The following is a 19,572-nucleotide window of genomic DNA, read 5'->3' as shown; positions in this document are numbered from 1 at the left end:
CTAATGTTCGACGTAACGGCGCATTGCACAACGCTCAGTGAGGCCGTGCGCACGTTCATTGGCCAGGATTTCCCGTAACCGGGGGCTCAGCAGCCGCTCATCGAGCACCTCGAACCCGAACCGTGCATAGAAGGGCGCATTCCAGGGCACCTTGGCAAAGGTGGTCAACGTGAGCTCGCGCAGGCCTGCGTCACGCGCGGCATCAGCCACTTGCTGCAGCAAACGCCGCCCCACGCCTTGCCCTTGAACCTCCTGGCGCACCGATATTTCATAAAGGTGCAGAGCCTGCCCTTCACGCCGGGCACAAGCAAAACCGGCAAGCCACCCATTATCGTCCTCGGCCACCCAGCTACCGCCCGCGTCGACGAAAGCCCTGTGCGCAACGCAATCCATCACATCACCTTGCGCCAGCCAGGCCAGCGTTGGCCAGCCGGCAAACGCCTGGGCTGCCGAACGCTCTACGTCCGGCAGGTGTTGAATATCGCGCTTGAGGGTAGGGCGGATACGCATGAATCACTCCTGTTTCAGTAATCCGCCGCCAGTGCCTGCGGCTGTAATTGCCAGCGCACCGAGCTTACACCTTTCTCCAGGCTCACCCGGCTGACCAGCCGCTCCAGTTGCGCGGGTGCCTGCGCGGTGCCCAACAGCTCGGCGCGTACTTCCAGGCGCGGCGGGCTGTCCAGGTCCTGGCTTTGCAGTGACTGCAGCCGCAGTTGCGGATCGCCCAGGCTATGCAGCATCAGGCTGCGCACCTGGATTTCGTCCTCGGCACGGCAGACGATTCGCACTTCGAAGTGCTGCTCCACCTCGCTGGCCGGCACCACGTCCTGACGGTCCAGGCGCTGGGCGATATCACGCAGCAGGATATTGGCACATAGCACCACCAGGCTACCCAATGCCGCCTCCAACAGCAGCCCAAGGCTGCACAGCACACCCACTGCCGCCGTGCACCACAAGGTGGCTGCAGTGTTCAGGCCTCGTACGTTGAAGCCGTCACGCATGATCACTCCACCCCCGAGAAAGCCGATGCCCGACACCACATAGGCGGCGACGCGCGATGCATCGGTAGGAGCCATGCCTGGCACCGCCTGGGTCATCAGCACGAACAGGCAAGCACCGGTGCTGACCAGCGCATTGGTGCGCAGCCCGGTCAGGCGTTGGCGCAATTGCCGTTCGGCACCGATCAACGCCCCCAACAGCAAGGCAATGCTGACGCGCAGCAGAAATACTTTCCAATCCATAGCAAACCTCTTGCGCAGGCATACACCCGCATGAACGCCATCAGTTGGCGCGGTTGAAAAACCAGAACAATGCGCAGGACCACGAGGAAGGGAGGAAAAGCGGGGGTTACAGGAAACCACCGTCTTGCCAGGGCGGCCAGACAGTGCAGGACACTGCCGGGCTAGTGCGCCACGCGGGCCTGTCGCAAGCGACTGGGGCTACTGTCCAAGGCAGGTCTCCTGTTGAGGAAGGCAAAATTGCGTCGCGGACCATACGCCCCGGGGCAGAGCAGGTCAAGGGCGAAAACATGACAAGGGCTTCATCCTTGAATGGCCTGCAGCCGGTCACGCCCGCATGGAAAAAAACTTGGGCAGCCGTTAACCTTGCGCCTCTCTTTGCCATCACCCGGACCGTTCCATGCTGTTCAATCTCGCCGTACTGTTCGGCACCCTGGTGGCCATGGAGGGCGTTGGCACGCTGGCTCACAAGTACATCATGCATGGCTGGGGCTGGTGGCTGCACCGTTCACACCATGAGCCTCAGCTGGGCATGCTTGAAACCAATGACCTGTACCTCGTGGCCCTGAGCCTGATCGCCACGGGACTGGTAGCGCTGGGCAAAAGCGGTTATGCACCGTTGCAGTGGGTGGGCGGTGGGGTGGCAGGGTACGGGGTGCTGTACGTGGTGGCCCATGACGGTTTTTATCACCGGCACTGGCCGCGCAAGCCTCGGCCGGTCAACCGCTACCTCAAACGCTTGCACCGGGCGCATCGGTTGCACCATGCGGTGAAGGGGCGCACGGGAAGTGTCTCGTTCGGTTTCTTCTATGCGCCCCCATTGAAGGTGTTGAAGCAGCAGCTGCGCAGCAAACGCAACCAGCGGTAACTACCTGAACGGGCCTCAATTCACCGTTTCGCCTTCGGGTTGAGCCGCCACATGCCCACGGCTTACCCACCAGCCAAACCCCGCTGCCGTAAAGAACATGATCAGGCTATACAGCGCCGCCGGTACCGCCATGGTCGCGTTGTTCAGCAGCGAAGGGCTCAACGCCAAGGCAATGGCCAAGGTCCCGTTATGGATGCCGATTTCCATGCCAATGGCAATGGCCTGGCGTTTGGGAATATTCAACAGGCGCGGCACCCAGTAACCCACTGCCAGGCTCAACAGGTTGAACAGCAGCGCCGCCAGGCCCACCACCGGCGCATACTCGACCACGGTCTGCCAGTCCTTGGCCAGGGCCAGGACGATGGTGAAGGCGAGGAACAGCGCGGCCACCAGCTTCATCGGTTTTTCCATACGCGCGGCGAAAACCGGGGCGAAATGGCGAATCAGCATGCCCAGTGCCACCGGCAGCAGCACAATGGCAAACACCTGCATCACTTTGGCAAACTGCAGCGGAATGGCTTGATCCGAAGCCATGAACCAGCTCAACGACAGGTTCACGAGCAATGGCATGGTCAGGATTGCGATCAGCGAATTGACCGCCGTGAGGGTGATGTTCAGCGCCACATCGCCATGGGCAAGGTGGCTGAACAGGTTGGCCGTGGTGCCGCCTGGCGAGGCCGCCAACAGCATCAGCCCTACCGCCAGGGCCGACTCCAGGCCAAAACCGTTGGCGATCAGGAAACACACCAGCGGCAGCAGCAGGATCTGGCAGGCCAGGCCCACCATCACCGGTTTGGGGTACTTCACGACGCGAGCGAAGTCCGCCAGGGTCAACGACAACCCAAGGCCGAGCATGATGATGCCCAAGGCGAGCGGCAGAACGGCGGTGAGCAAGGGCGAGGCTGTCATGGGCAATCTCTTGGGCGAAGGATCTCGAGGAGTGTAGGCAGGCGCGGATTGATAGCTAATCGCAAAGGGCCCGCTATTGGTAACCATTTGTTACCAAGCGCAGCGGCTGGCCGGGCTGCATGCCGCGTTGCAGTAGGCCTGCAGGCGCAGTAGCATTCCTGTTTTTACCAAGGATTAGCCTGTCATGCCGTTCCAGCAAGGTCTGCTTGCCAACCCTGTGCCGGCCCATGCCCGTCACCTGTTCTTCACCCTGCAGTCGCCCGAAGCGTTGCCAGCTGCGCTCGATGCCTTGCTGCCGCAGGTCGATGGCGAACAGCTGCTGCTCGGTGTCGGCGCCCCGCTGGCCAAGGCCCTGGGCCGCGAAGTGCCGGGCCTGCGCGCCTTCCCGCTGCTGGACGCCGCCGTTGAAAACCCGAGCACTCAGCACGCCCTGTGGCTGTGGTTGCGCGGGAACGAGCGCGGCGACCTGCTGCTGCGCGCCAACGCCCTGGAGCAGGTGCTGGCACCGGCCCTGCGCCTGGCGGACAGCGTTGATGGCTTCCTGCACCGTGGCGGCCATGACCTGACAGGCTACGAAGACGGCACCGAAAACCCGGTGGACGAAGATGCGGTGCAGGCGGCCATTACCAGCGATGGTTCCAGCTTTGCCGCGTTCCAGCTGTGGAAGCACGACCTTGACTACTTCAAGTCGCTGCCCCAGGCCGACCAGGACAACATTATCGGCCGCCGCCTGAGCGACAACGAAGAGCTCGACGATGCGCCCGAGTCCGCACACGTCAAGCGCACCGCCCAGGAAAGCTTCGAGCCCGAGGCGTTCATGGTGCGTCGCTCGGTCGCCTGGGCCGACCAGCGCGGTGCCGGCCTGGCCTTTGTCGCCCTGGGCCACAGCTTCGATGCATTCGAGGTACAACTGCGGCGCATGAGCGGCCTGGAGGACGGCATCATCGACGGCCTGTACCGCTTCAGCCGGCCACTGACCGGTGGCTATTACTGGTGCCCGCCGATGGGTGACGCGGGTGTCGACCTGAGCCAGCTGCTGCAGGCCTAATCACTAAACATCCAGATACAGAAACACCCGCTGGCGCGGAGCAGAGCGACTAGCCTTGAAAGTTTCCGATTCATGACGGGAGCTTTCCATGTACGCACGTCGTGATGTCCTACGCGCCAGTGCCGCCTTGAGCTTGCTGGCGGCGGCCCCTTGGCTGCATGCTGCCAGCCCGGCCGGCTTGCTGACCCGTAAAGTGCCGTCCTCCGGTGAAGCGTTGCCGGTGATCGGTGCCGGTACCTCGGGCAGCTTCGAAGTGCACGCTGGCTCGGCTCAGTACGAGCAGCTCAAAATCGTGCTCAAGGCCTTTTTCGAAGGCGGTGGCCGGGTGATCGATACGTCGCCCAATTATGGGGGTGCCGACAGCGTACTTGGCCAGTTGCTCGAGGAGGGTGGCTGGCACCGGCAGTGCTTCATAGCCACCAAAATCGCGGCCAACAGCCGGTCCGAGGCCGGAGCACAGTGGGCCGGCAGCCTGAAGAGCCTGCGTACCGACAAAGTCGACTTGCTGCAAATTCACAATCTGCGTGAGTGGCAGACCCAGCTGCCCTATGCCCGTGAGCTGAAGCAGCAGGGCAAGACCCGTTACGTCGGCATCACCCATTACCTGAACAGTGGCCAGGACGAAGTCGCCCACATCGTGCGAAGCGAGCCGCTGGACTTCATCCAGATCAACTACTCGGTCAACGCCCCCGACGCAGCCCGCGAACTGCTGCCGCTTTGCCAGGACAAAGGTATTGCGGTGCTGATCAACCGCGCTTTCGACGATGGCCGCCTGTTTGCCAGGGTCAAGGACCGGGCGTTGCCCGGCTGGTCCGCAGAAGCAGGCATCGGTAGCTGGGCGCAGCTGTTTCTGAAATTTGCCATCAGCCATCCTGCGGTGACCACGGTCATCCCTGCCACCGGCCGGCCCGAACGCCAGCTCGACCAACTCAAGGCCGGGCATGAACCCCTGCTTAGCCAGGCGCAGCAACAGGCGCTGATCAAGCAGTTTGCCTGACTCCATGCAAGCGTGGCGGCGGCGGCTCGATCAAGGCCTGAACATCAAGCCCGGCGAAGGGCCGGCGGTCATCGCCGGCTTGCTGCTGTTCTACCTGCTGTTCACCGGCTACTTCATGCTGCGCCCTGTGCGCGAAACCATGGGTATTGCCGGTGGGGTGGACAACCTGCAGTGGCTGTTCACCGGCACCTTCATCGCCACCCTGGCGTGCCTGCCACTGTTCGGCTGGCTGGCGTCCAGGGTGCAACGCAGGCTCATCCTGCCGTGGACCTATGGCTTCTTTGCCAGCAACCTGCTGCTGTTCGCCGTCCTGTTCGCAGTCGCCCCTGACGACTTGTGGGCGGCTCGGGGCTTCTACATCTGGCTGTCGGTATTCAACCTGCTGACCATCTCCCTGGCCTGGAGCGTACTTGCTGATCTGTTTTCCACCGCCCAGGGCAAGCGTTTGTTCGGCCTGTTGGCCGCTGGGGCCAGCCTGGGCGGGCTGAGTGGCCCCCTGCTGAGCACGTTGCTGGTGGCGCCGCTAGGCCATGCCGGGCTGCTGGTGCTGGCGGCGGTATTGTTGCTGGGCAGCAGTGGCGCGGCCCTGTTCCTGCAACGCTGGCGAGCACGCCAACGTCTTCCGGAACAACCCCAACGCTCGGGATCGCGACCTTTGGGCGGTAACCCGTTTGCCGGTGCCACCGCGGTACTGTGCTCGCCGTATCTGCTGGGTATCGCACTGTTCGTCGTGTTGCTGGCCAGCGTCAGCACCTTCTTGTATTTCGAGCAGGCACGCATCGTCAGCGAAACATTTGCCGATCGCACCCGGCAAACCCAGGTATTCGGCGTGATCGACACCGTCGTGCAGGCATTGGCCATCCTTACCCAGGTATTCCTCACGGGCCGCCTGGCGCGTCGGTTGGGCGTGGGGGTATTGCTGGTAGCGGTGCCGCTGGTGATGGCTGTGGGCTTTGTGTGGCTGGCGCTGGCACCGGTGTTCGCAGTATTCGTGGTGGTCATGGTGGTGCGCCGAGCTGGCGAATACGCACTGGTGCGGCCTGGGCGGGAGATGCTGTTCACGGTGCTGCCGGCCGAGGACAAGTACAAGGCCAAGAACTTCATCGATACGGTGGTCTACCGGGGTGGCGATGCCTTGAGCGGATGGGTCAAGCGGGCACTGGACGTGATGGGCGAGCACCCGCAACTGGCGATGCTGACCGGCGCATTGATTGCCCTAGGCTGGGCAGTGACCGGCGGCTGGCTTGGCCGCCGACAAGCACGCCTGGATAGCCCGCCGCACGACTGACAGGCGCCCCAAATATGGCGTTGTCGCTTATTTAACGCCACCGGTCCGAACCCTTCGCAATAAACCGAATCCCCCGAGGGGGCCGTACTCACAACCTGTGTACGGCAACGTGCCGTGCACATCCAAGTCATACGAGGTTTCAAGACCATGGCCAACAAAGAAAACAGCCGTACTGGCAATCAACAAGGCAGTCAGGGTGGTAGCAAGAACCCGGGCAACTTCGCCAACGACCGTGAAAAGGCTTCCGAAGCCGGGCGCAAGGGCGGCCAGTCTTCGGGCGGCAACATGCCCCACGATAGCGAGTCGGGCCGTAAGGGCGGCCGCTCGTAAGTGACCTGATGGCAGTGCCGGGGCGACCTGGCACTGCAATGAACCGGGGGTTTGCAATTAGCCAGGGTTGGCCGACAATGGCGGCGCCCTTTGCAGCCACCCGGAATCATCTGCTCCATGATGCTGATCAAGCAATTCCCTGACATTTCACTGGATGACACGCTATTCGTCTTCGCCCTCGAGGCCGAGGCTGGCAATGTATTCAGCGAGGTGCGTACCGTATTCACCGGTATTGGCAAAGTGAATGCTGCCATCGCCCTGACCAAAGCCATTGCCGCGCACCGCCCAAAGCTGATCGTGAACCTGGGCTCGGCGGGCAGCCAGCGCCATGGCAAGGGCGAAGTGGTGTGCTGTAACCGCTTCGTGCAACGCGATATGGACGTGACCCCACTGGGCTTTGCCCGTTATGAAACACCGCTGTCGGACATCCCGGTGGTTCTGGAGCACGGCACCGCAATCCCGGGCCTGACGCTGGAAACCTGTGGTAGCGGTGACAACTTCGAGATAAACCATGGCGATGCGCCTTATGACGTGGTCGACATGGAAGCCTATGTGCTGGCGTTGATCGCACGCGACGAACGCATTCCGTTTGTATGCCTTAAGTACATTTCCGACGATGCCGGCAGCGAAGCTGCAGATGACTGGGCGGTGCAGGTGCATCTGGCGGCTGAGGCGTTCAAGCGGGTGTTGTTCAGCCGCGTGTGACCTGCGTCGCAACGCCAGGCCAGACGGCCGCTGCAGGGCGTTGCACCAACAGGGTGAGGTCGGGTTGAACTTTGCGGCGGTTGACGTTTCCACCGCATACACGCCAAGTCCAAGGAGTGACCTGCCAACCCTGGAGGCAAACATGGCACGACATATCATCCATTTCACCGGGCCTATCAACTCGTCAACCTGCGGCAACCTGGTCAATACCTGTTCACGGGCGTTGCAGCAGGGGGCCGATGTACTGCAATTGAACATCGCCACCATGGGGGGCGAGTGCAGCTACGGGTTTACCCTGTACAACTTCCTGCGGGCGTTACCGGTCCAGGTGCAGACGCACAACCTGGGCACGGTGGAGTCCATGGGTAATATTCTGTTCTTGGCCGGGGAGCGGCGTACGGCATGCAGTTACAGCAAGTTCCTGTTCCACCCGTTTCATTGGACCTTGCATGGCTCGGTGGACCATTCACGGATGGCAGAATATGCCATGAGCCTGGATTACGATTTGCGCTTGTATGCGCAGATCGTCGCCGAACGAACCGAAGGCGCCGCTGAGGTACTGGATGTGCCGCGGTATCTGATGGCCTATCCGCGCATCTTGGGGCCACGGGAGGCGCTGGAGAACGGGATGATCCATGCCATTGATGAAATGCCGATCGATGTGGATGCGGTCCAGTGGAGTGTTCATGCTTGACGGTCAAAAGCCGGCAGCTTTGCCGCGCAAAAATTTTGCCCGTGGGAGTTTCGTGCCGCTCGTCACCTGCGGGCAAAACGATTGAGCAGACCTTGCAATTGGCGGCTCGGAAGTAGGGCATGGTACAGGCCATGCAACCGCCAATTCCTCGCAAGGAGTAATGACATGGCACTGGATCAAGCGCAAACCGGCCAACGTGGTGGCACCAAGGAAACCAACCCAGGCAACTTCGCCAACGACAGGGAGCGCGCCTCCCGCGCCGGACAAAAGGGAGGGCAGGCTTCTGGCGGCAATTTTGCCAATGACCGCCAGCGGGCATCGGAAGCGGGCCGCAAAGGGGGGCAGAACAGTCATGGGCGTAGCCGCAGCCAGTGACTGAATATCCCCACCGTAGGGTAACGGGTTCTAATTGTTCGACAATTTTTTGAATTATCTGGCCCTGCCCGAATCAATCAGGTTGTCATCCATGGAGAAGAGGAGGCCCCCTGCGATGCCTAGCCCACAACTGTACATCATCGATTACCAACTGCATGGCCAGCCGCGCAGTTTCATCATTCGTCTGGAGCGGTTGGACAATGCCGAGGCCTGGCATTGGGCAAGTTGCGATGCGGGCATTGGCATCATTCCCAAGTTCGGCCGCGAGAAGATCAGAAAGATCAGCCGACCCATGGCCGAGCGCTACGGCATTACCGCCGTGACGTGGCGGATTTCGGGGAGCAAGCCGAACCCGTCGGTGGTCGACCCGGCGGCAATGCGTTGAGGCCACACCTGAAGCTGCCGGCCACTTCGCGGTTGAACCGGTGAAGTGGCCGGGGAGGTCAAGCCATCACTCCGGCTGCTTCAACACCAGGGTCAGGATGTCATAACTGGCCACCAGCTCACCCAGCTGGTTCGTGACTTCAACATCCCACGCCACCACACCCTGCGGCTGGCCCAGCGGGCTGGTCTTGCCCTGGTCGATCTTGCGCTTGCAGGTCAAGCGCGCCTGGATGGTGTCGCCGATGCCCACTGGGTTGATGAAGCGCAGGGTGTCCAGGCCATAGTTGGCCAACACCGGCCCGGCACCTGGCGACACGAACAGGCCGGCTGCCGCCGACAGCACGAAGTAGCCATGGGCAATGCGCTTGCCAAACTGCGATTCCTTGGCCGCGATTTCGTCGAAATGCATGTAGAAGTGGTCACCCGAGAGGCAGCCGAAGTTGACCAGGTCGGCTTCGGTCACCGTGCGGCGGTGGGTCAGCAGCGACTCGCCGATGCGCAGCTGCTGGAAGTAGCGGCGGAACGGGTGGACTTCGGTTTCGATCACTTCGCCACCGCGTACGTATTCGCCGGTGATTGCCGTGAGCATGCTCGGCGAGCCCTGGACAGCGGCACGCTGCAGGTAGTGCTTGACCGCACGCAGGCCACCCAGCTCTTCACCACCACCGGCCCGGCCAGGGCCGCCGTGCTTGAGTTGCGGCAGTGGCGAACCGTGGCCGGTGGACTCCTTTGCGGCCTCGCTGTCGAGCACCAGCAGGCGACCATGCCAGGCAGCCGCCACCGGAATGGCCTTGGCAGCCACGCTACGGTCGGCGGTGACCAGGGTTGCCACCAGGCTGCCTTTGCCCCGAGCGGCCAGCGCCAAGGCTTCGTCAAGGTCATCGTAGGCCATCAGCGTGCTGACCGGGCCAAACGCTTCGATGTCGTGCGCGCCGCCTTCGGCGTGCGGGTCGCGGGCTTGCAGCAGGGTCGGTGCGAAGAACGCGCCCTCGGCCACACCTTCGCCGCGCGGGGCAAAGCCATCGCTGGCGCCGAACAGCTGGTCACAGCTTTGCAGCAGGCTGCGTACCCGCTCGGCCACGTCGTGCTGCTGGTCGTGGGAGGCCAGGGCACCCATGCGCACACCTTCCAGCGAGGGGTCGCCAACCACGACTTTGCTCAGGCGCTCGCGCAAGCGTGTTGCAACGGCGTCGATGTGCCTGGCCGGCACAATGGCCCGGCGGATGGCCGTGCATTTCTGCCCGGCCTTGGTGGTCATTTCACGTACCACCTCTTTGATATACAGATCGAACTCTTCGCTGTCCGGGCTGACGTCCGGCCCGAGGATGGCACAGTTCAGCGAGTCCGCCTCTGCGGTGAAAGGTACCGAGTTACGTATCAGGTTCGGCGTGACGCGCAATTTGGCAGCGGTATCGGCAGAGCCGGTGAAGGTCACCACATCCTGACCTTGCAGGCGGTCGAGCAAGTCGCCTGTGCTGCCGATCACCAGTTGCAGGCTACCTTCCGGCAGCAGGCCGGAGGCGTTCATCAGGCGTACGACGGCTTCGGTCAGGTAGCTGGTGGAGGTCGCAGGCTTGACGATACAAGGCATGCCGGCCAGGAAGGTCGGCGCGAATTTTTCCAGCATGCCCCAGATGGGGAAGTTGAACGCGTTGATGTGCACCGCAACGCCTGCACGCGGCACCAGGATGTGGCTGCCGGCGAAGTGGCCTTGTTTCCCCAGCGCAATGGCAGGGCCTTCGTGCACCAGGTTGCCCGACGGCAACTCACGGCTGCCAATGCCCGCGTACGAGAACAACGTGGCGTTACCGCCCTCGATGTCGATCCAGCTGTCGGCACGGGTAGCGCCGCTGTGGTGGGACAGGGCGTAAAGCTGTTCTTTGCGTTCGGCCAGGTACAAGGCCAGGGCTTTGAGGCGCTGGGCGCGTTGCTGGAAGTCCATGGACATCAAGCTGGAAAGGCCACGGGCTCGGGCATAGTCCACGGCTTCGGCGAAGTCCGGGCGCTCTTCATGGCTGTAGGCAAGCACGTGGCCGTCGAGGGCACTGCGCAAGGCCTGAGCGCCATGCTGGCCCAGCCAACGGCCGGCAATGAAGCTTTGCAGGGTAGGGGCGGCAGACATGCTGTTCTCCATGCTGTTCAAATGTAGGGGCGCGCTGTTACCACAGCGCCAGGGTGTAGCCGATGATCAGGCGGTTTTCGTCCACGGCATTGGTCAGGCCGTTGCCGGAACGGAAAGTGACATTGCGCCAGCGCAGGCTCACGTCCTTGAACGGGCCGCTCTGGATGACGTAGGTGATGTCGGTGTCGCGTTCGCGCTCGCGGCCATTGCTGACGGTGGCGGTTTCGGCGTGGCGGCCGTCGGTGTAGCGGGTCATGAAACTCAGGCCGGGGATACCCATCGCCACAAAGTCGTAGTCATAGCGCACTTGCCATGAGTCCAGCCCGGCACGGGTGAAGGTGTTGTAGGTGACCAGGTTGACCGTGAACGGGTCGCCGCCGTTGACGAACGGGAAAGCGCTGTTGCCGGACATCTGCTGCCAGGTGGTGGTGAACTTGTGCGCCCGCACACCGAGGGTGAACATGGCGTTGAAGTTGCGGTTGTCGATGTTGCCGGCACGCTCGGCGCCGTCGTTGCGGCTGTCGAAGTACCGCAGGTCGCTGCGCAGGCTCACACCTTCGCTCAATGGGCGTGTATCGATCAGGCCCACGAATTGCTGGCGGTAGATGTCTTCGAGTTTGGCGTAGTAGTAGCTGACGCTGGTTTGCGGGGTGATGGCATAGCTGCCACCGCCGAAGTCCAGGTGATCGCTGGTGGCAGCGCCATAGCCGATGTCGTCCCGGCCCGAGGAATCGCGCAGGTTGGCCTTGGTCAGGCGGCCGGCGTTGAAGGTGAGGCCATCAAGGTCCTGGCTGGTCAACAGGCCACCCTGGAAGGTGGACGCCAACAGGCGGGTGTCGTTGTAGACCACCACCGGCAAGATGGGTTGCAGCGTGCCCAGGCGCAGTGTGCTTTTGGACACGCGTACTTTGCCGGTCAGGCCCAGTTCGCTGTAGTCGTCGACCGGTTCATGGCTGTTCGGGCCAAAGGGCAGCAGGCCGGTGTTGCGGCGATCGCGACTGGAGTCGAGTTTGATACCCAGCTGGTCCATGGCATCAACACCAAAACCGACCGGGCCTTCGGTGAAGCCCGACTCCAGCTTCGCGGTCAAGCCCTGGCCCCATTCCTCGGCCTTGGCCTGCGGGGCATTGCTTTGGCGGAAGTCGCGGTTGATGTAGTGGTTACGCAGCTCCAACCGTGCGTGGCTGTCGCTGATAAAGTCTGCCATCGCTGGCAATGGTAATGCGAGGGTGGCCAGCCAGGCAGCTGACATGAAGTGCGTGCGGTTCATTGTTGTTGTTTTACCCGACATGGTTGTTCGTCCTTGAAGTCAGTGCTTGCTAGCGCCGGCGGCGCCGATACCGGTCATGGAGCGGATGAACTGGGCCAGGTAGCGGCCACGCTCTTCAGTGGCACGCTCGGAGCTGTCGGTGACCGAGAACACCCAGGCGCTAAGGAACGCCAGGCTCATGGAGAACAACGCCGGGTTTCTGTAAGGGAACACTGCTGCTTCATTGTGCAGCACGTTGACCCACACCGCCGGGCCAAGCACCACCAGCAGCACGGCCGAAACCAGGCCAGCCATGCTGCCGCATACCGCGCCACGGGTGGTCAGCCCCTTCCAGAACATCGAGAGCAGCAGCACCGGGAAATTGACCGAGGCCGCCACTGCCAGTACCAGGCCGGAGAGGAAGGCGATGTTCTGCGACTCGAACATCAGGCCGAGGATCACCGCCAGCAGGCCGATCAGCAGGGTGGCGATACGCGACACACGCATTTCTTCCTGCTCGGTGGCCTTGCCTTGACGGAACACGCAGGCGTACAGATCGTGGGACACGGCCGATGCGCCAGACAGCGCCAGGCCGGCAACCACGGCCAGGATGGTGGCGAAGGCCACGGCAGAGATGAAACCAAGGAACAGGTTGCCGCCCACGGCCTGGGCCAGGTGCACGGCGACCATGTTGCCGCCGCCGATGATGGCGCCGGTGGCATCGCGGTAGGACGGCTCGGTACCGACCATGACGATGGCGCCAAAGCCAATGACGATCAGCAGCAGGTAGAAGTAGCCGATAAAGCCGGTGGCATAGAACACGCTCTTGCGTGCTTCCTTGGCGTCGCTCACGGTGAAGAAGCGCATCAGGATATGCGGCAGGCCAGCGGTGCCGAACATCATGCCCAGGCCAAGGGAAATGGCATCAATCGGGTTGGACAGCAAGCCACCCGGGGCCATGATCGCCTGCCCCTTGGCATGCACGGCCACGGCGCTGGCGAACATGGCTTCGGTGCTGAAGCCAAAATGCCTGAGCACCATGAAGGCCATGAAGCTGGTGCCCGACAGCAGCATGACGGCCTTGATGATCTGCACCCAGGTGGTGGCGAGCATGCCGCCGAAGGTGACGTAGGCCACCATCAACACGCCAACCAGCATGACCGCGTACAGGTAGCTGATGCCGAACAGCAGCTCGATCAGCTTGCCAGCGCCGACCATCTGCGCGACCAGATACATCAATGCGACGACCAAGGTGCCGAACGCCGATGTGAGGCGTACCGGCGTTTGTGCCAGGCGGTAGCTGACCACGTCGGCGAACGTGTACTTGCCCAGGTTGCGCAGGCGCTCGGCGATCAGGAACAGGATGATTGGCCAGCCGGCCAGCACGCCAAGGGCATACAGCAGGCCGTCGTAGCCGTTCATGAACATCATGGCCGAGATGCCCAGGAAGGAAGCGGCACTGATCATGTCGCCAGCGATCGCCAGGCCGTTCTGCATGCCGGTCAGCCCCCCGCCAGCGGTATAGAAGTCGCTGGCCGAACGGGTGCGCAGGGCCGCCCAGCGGGTGACCAGCAGGGTGAAGCAGACGAACACCATGAACATCGAGATGGCAGTCCAGTTCATTGTGCGCACTCCTGCTTGACCTTATCGTTGAGCGGGTCGAGCACATTGTTGGCGCGGTGCACGTAGATGCCGGTCAGGGCGAAGGACAGCAGCACCATCAGCACACCCACCAGCATGCCCACGGTGGTTACGCCGCCGCTGAGGGACTGGCCGAGGGTGGTGGGCGAGAACGCCACCAGCAGGACGAAGCCGTAGTAAATTACCAGCATGGCCAAGGTCAGGCTGCCGTTGAGGCGGCGTTTGCGCCGTACCAGGTGCTGGAAGTCGGGGTGGTTGGCGATGCTTTCTATGCGTTCGGGTGTCATGGGTTGCGATCTCTGGGTGTTGTAATTGTTTTGTTGAGGTCACGCGGGTGTTGCGGTGTCGCTGATGGCCTCTTCGCGGGCTTGCCCGCGAAGCAAGCGACTTGGTCTCAAAGCTGGTCGAAATCGAGGACCACTTTGTCGCTCACCGGGTAGGTCTGGCACGACAGCACATACCCGGCCGCCACTTCGTAGTCTTCCAGTGCGTGGTTGCTGTCCATTTCCACTTCGCCTTCGATCACCCGGCACTTGCAGGTAGAGCACACACCGGCCTTGCAGGAGTAGGGCAGCTCGGCGCCGATGGCATTGCCGGCGTCCAGCACGTTCTGGGTGTTGCGTGGCAAGTCGAAGGTGAGCGCGCGGCCGTCGCTGATCACGGTGATGTGGCTGAGCGCCGCGTCCACCTGGCGCGCCGCTTCGCGGGCTTCACGTCGTGCTTCGTTCCCGGCAGCGGCGAACAGCTCGAAATGGATGCGCTCCTTGCCCAGGCCGTTGGCCTGCAAGCTGTCGCGTACGGTCTCGGTCATCGCTTGGGGGCCACAGATGAAGGCCGCGTTCAAGCCAGGAACGTCCAGCCAGCGCGAAAACAGCTGGCCGCACTTGTCAGCGTCGATGCGACCGTTGTACAGGTCGACATCCTGCTGCTCGCGGCTGAACACGAAAATCAGGTTCAGGCGGTCGAGGTACCGGTTTTTCAGGTCTTCGAGCTTGTCGCGGAACAGCGCGCCAGAGCTGGAGCGGTTGCCGTACAGCAAGGTGAAGCGGCTGTGCGGCTCACGGTCCAGGGTGGTGCCAATGATCGACAGGATCGGGGTTATGCCGCTGCCGGCGGCCACGCCCAGGTAATTGCCGTGGCGGGCAGGGTCCAGCGGCACGAAGAAGCTGCCCGACGGCGGCATCACGTCCAGTTGCTGGCCGGCTTTGAGTACATCATTGGCAAACGCCGAGAAACGCCCGCCTGGCACGCGTTTTACGGCCACGCGCAGCTCACCGTCCTGGACAGCGCTGCAGATGGAGTAGGAACGGCGGACTTCTTCGTTGTCCAGCCGGGTACGCATGACCAGGTATTGGCCCTGGGTGAAACGGAACTGCGCCTGCAGGTGCTCGGGCACGTCGAAGGCAATCGACACCGCGTCACGGGTCTCGTTGCGCACTTGCTTGATGGTCAGGCTGTGAAACTGGCTCATGGCATTCTCCACGGCTCAAATGCATTTGAAATAGTCGAACGGCTCCAGGCACTCGCGGCAGCGGTACAGCGCCTTGCACGCGGTGGAGCCGAACTGGCTGAGCAATTCGGTATGGGCGCTGCCGCATTGTGGGCAGCACACTTGGGGCACCTCGCCCAGCAGGCTGCGCTTGCTGGCGCTGCCTTGGGGGGGCGCGATGCCGTAAGCCCGCAGGCGCTCGCGGCCCAGTTCGCTGATCCAGTCAGTGCTCCATGCCGGTGTCAGCCGGCGCTCAAGGTCTGGCGCGGCAAAACCGGCCTGTTCCAGCGCCTGGCGGATATCACCTTCGATCACCTCGGTGGCCGGGCAACCGGAGTAGGTCGGGGTAACCACCAGGTGCAGGTGGCCGGCGCGCCAGTCGAGGTCGCGAACGATCCCCAGGTCGACCACGCTGACCACGGGTACTTCCGGGTCCATGACCTGGCCAAGCACCGCCCATGCCCGGGCCAGGTCGTCACCTTGCAGCGCCCGTGCACCCCGGTCGCCGGCAATCAGCTCACCAGGTTGCATCGGGGTAGGCCCTTGGCAGGAACTGCATTTCGGCCAGCAGCAGGCCCAGGTGCTCGGTGTGCAAGCCTTTGCGACCGTCTAGGTAGAAGTGGCTGGCAGGCTTTGGCAGCGGCAGGTCGACCGAGCTGAAGGTTTCGCTCACCTGCTTGAGCCAGGCAGCACCCACGGCAACGGTGTCGGCAGCGATACCCGCTTTGGCCAGCTGCACTTCATTGTCACTGCCAGCCGTCAGCTCGACCGTGAAACGCCACAGTGCCGCAATGGCGGCGAGCATGCGCTGGCGGCTTTCTTCCGTGCCGCCACCCAAACGCTGTACCCACTCACTGGAGCGGCGCAGGTGGTAGGTAACCTCCTTCAAGGCCTTGGCGGCGATACCGGCGATACGTTCATCGCTGGAGCCAGCCAACCCTTTCAGCAGGGCGAAGTGCCAGGCGTCGTAGAGAAACTGTTTGGTCATGGTCACGGCGTAATCGCCGTTAGGCTGCTCGACCAGCAGCAGGTTGCGGTAGGCTCGCTCGTCACGGCGGAAGGCCAGGGCATCGGCGTCGAGGCCGTCATCCAGCAGCTCAGCGGCGTACTCCAGCCAATTGCGCGCCTGGCCGACCAGGTCGAGGCCGACGTTCATCAGGGCCAGTTCTTCTTCGATGGCCGGGGCGTGGCCACACCACTCGCAAAGGCGCTGGCCTTGTACCAGGGCACTGTCGCCAAGCAGCAGCAGGTAGGGGATAAGGGCTTCGTTGTGCATGGCCAACCTCACATGTGTCCGACTTCGTCGGGCAGTTCGTAAAAGCTGGCATGGCGGTAGACCTTGTCGTCCGAAGGGGCGAACAGCGGGTCTTTCTCGTCGGGGGACGATGCGGTGATCAGCGCCGAGGGCACCACCCACAGGCTGACGCCTTCGCTGCGGCGGGTGTAAAGCTCGCGGGCGTTCTCGATGGCCATGGCGGCATCGGCGGCATGCACACTGCCGACGTGCTTGTGGTTAAGGCCGTGCTTGCTGCGCACGAACACTTCGTAGAGGGTCCAGACAGACATTTTCGATCTCCGCATCAATCGCCGCTCAGGCGGCGTTCTTGTTCTGTTGCTTGCGCGCGTAGGCCACGGCAGCCTCGCGTACCCAGGCACCGTCCTCGATGGCCTTGCGCCGGGTGGCGACACGTTCCTGGTTGCACGGGCCATTGCCCTTGATCACTTCGTAGAACTCGTCCCACTGGATTTCGCCAAAGTCGTAGTGACCCCGTTCGGCGTTCCACTTCAGCTCCGGGTCGGGGGCGGTGCAGCCGAGCAGTTCGAGCTGCGGCACGGTCTGGTCGATGAAGCGCTGGCGCAGCTCATCGTTGGTCTGGCGCTTGATCTTCCAGGCCATGGACTGGGCGCTGTTCGGGGAATGTTCGTCGCTGGGGCCAAACATCATCAGCGAGGGCCACCACAAGCGGTTGATGGCGTCCTGCACCATGTCGCGCTGGGCCTGGGTACCGTGGCGCATCATGGTCAGGAGAATTTCGTAGCCCTGGCGCTGGTGGAAGCTTTCTTCCTTGCAGATACGGATCATCGCGCGGGAGTAGGGGCCGTAGGAGGTGCGCTGCAAGACCACCTGGTTGACGATGGCGGCGCCATCCACCAGCCAGCCCACTGCGCCCATGTCGGCCCAGCTGAGCGTGGGGTAGTTGAAGATGCTCGAATACTTGGCCTTGCCGCTGTGCAGCTTGGCGATTTCTTCATCGCGGTCGGCGCCCAGGGTTTCCATGGCGCTGTACAGGTAGAGGCCGTGGCCGGCTTCGTCCTGGATCTTGGCCATCAGTTGCAGCTTGCGCTTGAGGCTGGGGGCGCGGGTGACCCAGTTGCCTTCGGGCAGCATGCCGACGATTTCCGAATGGGCGTGCTGGGAGATCTGCCGGATCAAGGTCTGGCGGTAGGCCTCGGGCATCCAGTTCTTGGCTTCGATCTTGATTTCTGCATCGATCTTTTCCTGGAAGTTGCGCTCTTCGGGCGACATCTCTTCCAGCGACTTGACGCGCTTGACTCCGGTTTCCACTAGCTGTGCGTACATGTGCTGCGACTCCTGCTAAGGCATGAGTCATTTGTAAGCGATACAAAACATAACGTCAAACTGTTTTGTGTGTATCAAATAAGATTTCTGTATCGCTTTCAGGCCTCTTCGCGGGCAAAACCGTCCCCGAAGGGATCTTGCAGCCCCTGTGAGGGCGTGCAACACGCAAAAAAAAGCCCCGGACTGAGCCGGGGCCGAAAAGGCAGCCGAATGAATCAGCTGGCCAACCGTTTATCAAACACGTGGCAGGCCTTGCCCTCGGAGCGCTTTAGCGTGCCGCAAGGCTGCAGGTGCACCTGGGTGCTGATGCCAATGTAGGTCTTGATCTGCTTGCTCAGCTCACCGATCACCTGCTTGCGCTGGCCGTCATCAAGGTGCTGGCACTCCCCGCGCAACTCCACGTGCACCTCGACACTGTCCAAGTTCCCATTACGATACATATGGATCTCATAGAGCTCTGAGAGTTGTTTTATTTTAAGTACCTGCTCCTCGATTTGGGTCGGGAACACGTTGACCCCGCGAATGATCAGCATGTCGTCGCTGCGACCGGTAATCTTGCCGATCCGCCGCATAGGGCGAGCGGTGCCCGGTAGCAGCCGGGTGAGGTCGCGGGTGCGGTAGCGCACCATCGGCAACGCCTCTTTGCTCAGCGAGGTGAACACCAGCTCGCCGAGCTGGCCGTCTGGCAGCACTGCGCCGGTGACCGGGTCGATGATCTCGGGGTAGAAGTGGTCCTCCCAGATGGTCGGGCCGTCCTTGGTTTCGATGCACTCCATCGCCACCCCAGGGCCCATGATTTCCGACAGACCATAGATGTCGAGGGCATTGATGCCCAGCCGCCCTTCGATGGAGCGGCGCAGCTCGTCGGTCCAGGGTTCAGCACCGAAAATGCCCAGCCGCAGCTTGAGGTCGTGCGGGTCGATACCCTGGCGCTCGATCTCGTCAGCCAGGTTGAGCATGTAGGAGGGGGTGACCATGATGATGTCAGGCTGGAAGTCGCGAATCAGCTGCACCTGCTTCTCGGTCTGGCCGCCAGACATCGGGATTACCGTGCAACCCAGGCGCTCGGCGCCGTAATGCGCGCCAAGGCCACCCGTGAAAAGGCCATAGCCGTAGGAAACATGCACCTTGTCACCTTTACGCCCTCCGGCCGCGCGGATCGAGCGGGCGACGACATTGGCCCAGGTGTCGATGTCATTCTGCGTATAGCCAACCACCGTCGGCTTGCCTGTAGTGCCGCTTGAGGCGTGCAGGCGCACCACCTCTTCCTGAGGCACGGCGAACATCCCGTAGGGGTAGTTGTCACGCAGGTCGTTCTTGCCGGTGAAGGGGAACTTCGCCAGGTCTTCAAGGCTTTTGAGGTCGTCGGGGTGGGCGCCGCACTCGGCAAAACGCTTGCGGTACAACGGCACATTGTCGTAGGCGTGCTTCAGGCTCCAGCGCAGCCGCTCCAGCTGGTGCTGACGCAGGGCATCGACGCTGGCGGTTTCCATCGGGTCCAGCAGGGCACGATCGGCATCATGGTACATGTTCATGGCTTCACTCGAATTGTTCTTGTACGCCGCGCGGCACCGGTTGCAGGCCGCGCGGTGAGTGTCATGAGCGCAGCATATACGGCTGCGTTCGGTTGGGTAACAGGCAGATGGTCTGATCC

At 62.4% G+C, this 19,572-nt stretch carries 20 protein-coding genes and 2 pseudogenes; 9 read left to right on the top strand and 13 right to left on the bottom strand.

Annotated features, from left to right (window positions below; all coding sequences use genetic code 11):
- Both ACF8MI_RS16490 and ACF8MI_RS16485 read right to left on the bottom strand, forming a co-directional pair.
- On the bottom strand, positions 1-510 hold the full coding sequence (locus ACF8MI_RS16490; RefSeq protein WP_060499394.1) for a GNAT family N-acetyltransferase: 510 nt from the start codon (positions 508-510) through the stop codon (positions 1-3).
- A 14-nt stretch (positions 511-524) separates the two neighbouring features.
- Entirely contained in the window at positions 525-1,241 is a 717-nt protein-coding gene (locus tag ACF8MI_RS16485; RefSeq protein WP_060499395.1) for an MgtC/SapB family protein, read from the bottom strand.
- A gap of 397 nt (positions 1,242-1,638) precedes the next feature.
- Between ACF8MI_RS16485 and ACF8MI_RS16480 the strand changes: the two genes are divergently transcribed.
- The gene (locus tag ACF8MI_RS16480; RefSeq protein WP_200929356.1) at positions 1,639-2,106 is read left to right on the top strand and encodes a sterol desaturase family protein; all 468 of its coding nucleotides are present in this window, start codon (positions 1,639-1,641) and stop codon (positions 2,104-2,106) included.
- Positions 2,107-2,121: 15 nt separating this feature from the next.
- Here the strand turns inward: ACF8MI_RS16480 and ACF8MI_RS16475 are convergent, their stop codons facing one another.
- A complete protein-coding gene (locus ACF8MI_RS16475; protein ID WP_060499397.1) occupies positions 2,122-3,015 on the bottom strand; it encodes a bile acid:sodium symporter family protein in 894 nt (297 codons plus the stop codon).
- Between the two features lie 184 nt (positions 3,016-3,199).
- Here ACF8MI_RS16475 and ACF8MI_RS16470 point away from each other — a divergent pair, with 184 nt between their 5' ends.
- The 8 genes and pseudogenes from ACF8MI_RS16470 to ACF8MI_RS16435 all read left to right on the top strand — a co-directional run bounded on the left by ACF8MI_RS16470 (position 3,200) and on the right by ACF8MI_RS16435 (position 8,837).
- Positions 3,200-4,063 (top strand): Dyp-type peroxidase, encoded by an 864-nt coding sequence (locus tag ACF8MI_RS16470; RefSeq protein ID WP_060499398.1) that lies wholly within the window; start codon positions 3,200-3,202, stop codon positions 4,061-4,063.
- Between the two features lie 88 nt (positions 4,064-4,151).
- The gene (locus ACF8MI_RS16465) at positions 4,152-5,060 is read left to right on the top strand and encodes an aldo/keto reductase (RefSeq protein WP_200929357.1); all 909 of its coding nucleotides are present in this window, start codon (positions 4,152-4,154) and stop codon (positions 5,058-5,060) included.
- A gap of 4 nt (positions 5,061-5,064) precedes the next feature.
- Positions 5,065-6,348 (top strand): NTP/NDP exchange transporter, encoded by a 1,284-nt coding sequence (locus ACF8MI_RS16460; protein WP_164524540.1) that lies wholly within the window; start codon positions 5,065-5,067, stop codon positions 6,346-6,348.
- Positions 6,349-6,552: 204 nt separating this feature from the next.
- Positions 6,553-6,678: pseudogene (locus tag ACF8MI_RS16455) on the top strand (general stress protein); the annotation flags it as partial.
- 117 nt (positions 6,679-6,795) lie between these two features.
- Positions 6,796-7,383: a nucleosidase gene (locus ACF8MI_RS16450; protein WP_060499401.1), complete on the top strand. Its 588-nt coding sequence runs from the start codon at positions 6,796-6,798 to the stop codon at positions 7,381-7,383.
- A gap of 142 nt (positions 7,384-7,525) precedes the next feature.
- On the top strand, positions 7,526-8,077 hold the full coding sequence (locus tag ACF8MI_RS16445) for an ATP-dependent Clp protease proteolytic subunit (protein ID WP_060499402.1): 552 nt from the start codon (positions 7,526-7,528) through the stop codon (positions 8,075-8,077).
- A gap of 165 nt (positions 8,078-8,242) precedes the next feature.
- Positions 8,243-8,452 (top strand): general stress protein, encoded by a 210-nt coding sequence (locus ACF8MI_RS16440; protein ID WP_060499403.1) that lies wholly within the window; start codon positions 8,243-8,245, stop codon positions 8,450-8,452.
- Positions 8,453-8,567: 115 nt separating this feature from the next.
- On the top strand, positions 8,568-8,837 hold the full coding sequence (locus ACF8MI_RS16435) for a DUF6555 family protein (RefSeq protein WP_060499404.1): 270 nt from the start codon (positions 8,568-8,570) through the stop codon (positions 8,835-8,837).
- A 66-nt stretch (positions 8,838-8,903) separates the two neighbouring features.
- On the opposite strand, the gene paaZ is transcribed toward ACF8MI_RS16435, so the two are convergent.
- From paaZ to paaK, 10 genes and pseudogenes are all read right to left on the bottom strand, one after another.
- Positions 8,904-10,958, bottom strand: coding sequence for a phenylacetic acid degradation bifunctional protein PaaZ (gene paaZ, locus ACF8MI_RS16430; RefSeq protein ID WP_104834712.1), 2,055 nt, complete (start codon positions 10,956-10,958; stop codon positions 8,904-8,906).
- 37 nt (positions 10,959-10,995) lie between these two features.
- Positions 10,996-12,228 (bottom strand): OprD family porin, encoded by a 1,233-nt coding sequence (locus ACF8MI_RS16425; protein ID WP_200929461.1) that lies wholly within the window; start codon positions 12,226-12,228, stop codon positions 10,996-10,998.
- A gap of 39 nt (positions 12,229-12,267) precedes the next feature.
- A pseudogene (locus ACF8MI_RS16420) lies at positions 12,268-13,836 on the bottom strand (cation acetate symporter); the annotation flags it as partial.
- Positions 13,827-14,135, bottom strand: a complete 309-nt coding sequence (locus ACF8MI_RS16415; protein WP_104834710.1) for a DUF485 domain-containing protein — start codon at positions 14,133-14,135, stop codon at positions 13,827-13,829. The pseudogene ACF8MI_RS16420 and the gene ACF8MI_RS16415, both read right to left, overlap by 10 nt.
- Before the next feature lie 107 nt (positions 14,136-14,242).
- Positions 14,243-15,319: a 1,2-phenylacetyl-CoA epoxidase subunit PaaE gene (paaE, locus tag ACF8MI_RS16410; protein ID WP_200929359.1), complete on the bottom strand. Its 1,077-nt coding sequence runs from the start codon at positions 15,317-15,319 to the stop codon at positions 14,243-14,245.
- A 15-nt stretch (positions 15,320-15,334) separates the two neighbouring features.
- Entirely contained in the window at positions 15,335-15,868 is a 534-nt protein-coding gene (gene paaD / locus ACF8MI_RS16405; RefSeq protein ID WP_016715219.1) for a 1,2-phenylacetyl-CoA epoxidase subunit PaaD, read from the bottom strand.
- Positions 15,855-16,613, bottom strand: coding sequence for a 1,2-phenylacetyl-CoA epoxidase subunit PaaC (gene paaC / locus ACF8MI_RS16400; RefSeq protein ID WP_200929360.1), 759 nt, complete (start codon positions 16,611-16,613; stop codon positions 15,855-15,857). The genes paaD and paaC overlap by 14 nt, the downstream gene beginning before the upstream one ends.
- Before the next feature lie 8 nt (positions 16,614-16,621).
- Complete coding sequence (gene paaB / locus ACF8MI_RS16395; RefSeq protein ID WP_004374528.1) at positions 16,622-16,903, bottom strand: 1,2-phenylacetyl-CoA epoxidase subunit PaaB; 282 nt, start codon at positions 16,901-16,903, stop codon at positions 16,622-16,624.
- Between the two features lie 25 nt (positions 16,904-16,928).
- Positions 16,929-17,918 carry a 1,2-phenylacetyl-CoA epoxidase subunit PaaA gene (gene paaA, locus ACF8MI_RS16390; protein ID WP_025754119.1) on the bottom strand — a complete coding sequence of 330 codons (990 nt, stop codon included), beginning with the start codon at positions 17,916-17,918 and terminating at the stop codon, positions 16,929-16,931.
- A 215-nt stretch (positions 17,919-18,133) separates the two neighbouring features.
- Positions 18,134-19,453: a phenylacetate--CoA ligase PaaK gene (gene paaK / locus ACF8MI_RS16385; RefSeq protein WP_200929361.1), complete on the bottom strand. Its 1,320-nt coding sequence runs from the start codon at positions 19,451-19,453 to the stop codon at positions 18,134-18,136.
- Positions 19,454-19,572: the final 119 nt, after the last annotated feature.

Source organism: Pseudomonas sp. yb_9 (assembly GCF_043103635.1).
GTDB classification, from domain to species: Bacteria; Pseudomonadota; Gammaproteobacteria; order Pseudomonadales; family Pseudomonadaceae; genus Aquipseudomonas; species Aquipseudomonas monteilii.
Note: the sequence above shows the minus strand (reverse complement) of the source record. Positions and strands in the feature narration are given on the sequence as shown.

Coding starts and splice junctions, on each gene's coding strand:
- ACF8MI_RS16440 (WP_060499403.1), top strand. CDS start 8,243: ATGGCACTGGATCAAGCGCAAACCGGCCAACGTGGTGGCACCAAGGAA.
- ACF8MI_RS16480 (WP_200929356.1), top strand. CDS start 1,639: ATGCTGTTCAATCTCGCCGTACTGTTCGGCACCCTGGTGGCCATGGAG.
- paaB (WP_004374528.1), bottom strand. CDS start 16,903: ATGTCTGTCTGGACCCTCTACGAAGTGTTCGTGCGCAGCAAGCACGGC.
- ACF8MI_RS16475 (WP_060499397.1), bottom strand. CDS start 3,015: ATGACAGCCTCGCCCTTGCTCACCGCCGTTCTGCCGCTCGCCTTGGGC.
- paaE (WP_200929359.1), bottom strand. CDS start 15,319: ATGAGCCAGTTTCACAGCCTGACCATCAAGCAAGTGCGCAACGAGACC.
- ACF8MI_RS16490 (WP_060499394.1), bottom strand. CDS start 510: ATGCGTATCCGCCCTACCCTCAAGCGCGATATTCAACACCTGCCGGAC.
- paaA (WP_025754119.1), bottom strand. CDS start 17,918: ATGTACGCACAGCTAGTGGAAACCGGAGTCAAGCGCGTCAAGTCGCTG.
- paaC (WP_200929360.1), bottom strand. CDS start 16,613: ATGCACAACGAAGCCCTTATCCCCTACCTGCTGCTGCTTGGCGACAGT.
- ACF8MI_RS16485 (WP_060499395.1), bottom strand. CDS start 1,241: ATGGATTGGAAAGTATTTCTGCTGCGCGTCAGCATTGCCTTGCTGTTG.
- ACF8MI_RS16450 (WP_060499401.1), top strand. CDS start 6,796: ATGATGCTGATCAAGCAATTCCCTGACATTTCACTGGATGACACGCTA.
- ACF8MI_RS16470 (WP_060499398.1), top strand. CDS start 3,200: ATGCCGTTCCAGCAAGGTCTGCTTGCCAACCCTGTGCCGGCCCATGCC.
- ACF8MI_RS16415 (WP_104834710.1), bottom strand. CDS start 14,135: ATGACACCCGAACGCATAGAAAGCATCGCCAACCACCCCGACTTCCAG.
- ACF8MI_RS16425 (WP_200929461.1), bottom strand. CDS start 12,228: ATGAACCGCACGCACTTCATGTCAGCTGCCTGGCTGGCCACCCTCGCA.
- paaD (WP_016715219.1), bottom strand. CDS start 15,868: ATGCAACCTGGTGAGCTGATTGCCGGCGACCGGGGTGCACGGGCGCTG.
- ACF8MI_RS16465 (WP_200929357.1), top strand. CDS start 4,152: ATGTACGCACGTCGTGATGTCCTACGCGCCAGTGCCGCCTTGAGCTTG.
- paaZ (WP_104834712.1), bottom strand. CDS start 10,958: ATGTCTGCCGCCCCTACCCTGCAAAGCTTCATTGCCGGCCGTTGGCTG.
- paaK (WP_200929361.1), bottom strand. CDS start 19,453: ATGAACATGTACCATGATGCCGATCGTGCCCTGCTGGACCCGATGGAA.
- ACF8MI_RS16445 (WP_060499402.1), top strand. CDS start 7,526: ATGGCACGACATATCATCCATTTCACCGGGCCTATCAACTCGTCAACC.
- ACF8MI_RS16460 (WP_164524540.1), top strand. CDS start 5,065: ATGCAAGCGTGGCGGCGGCGGCTCGATCAAGGCCTGAACATCAAGCCC.
- ACF8MI_RS16435 (WP_060499404.1), top strand. CDS start 8,568: ATGCCTAGCCCACAACTGTACATCATCGATTACCAACTGCATGGCCAG.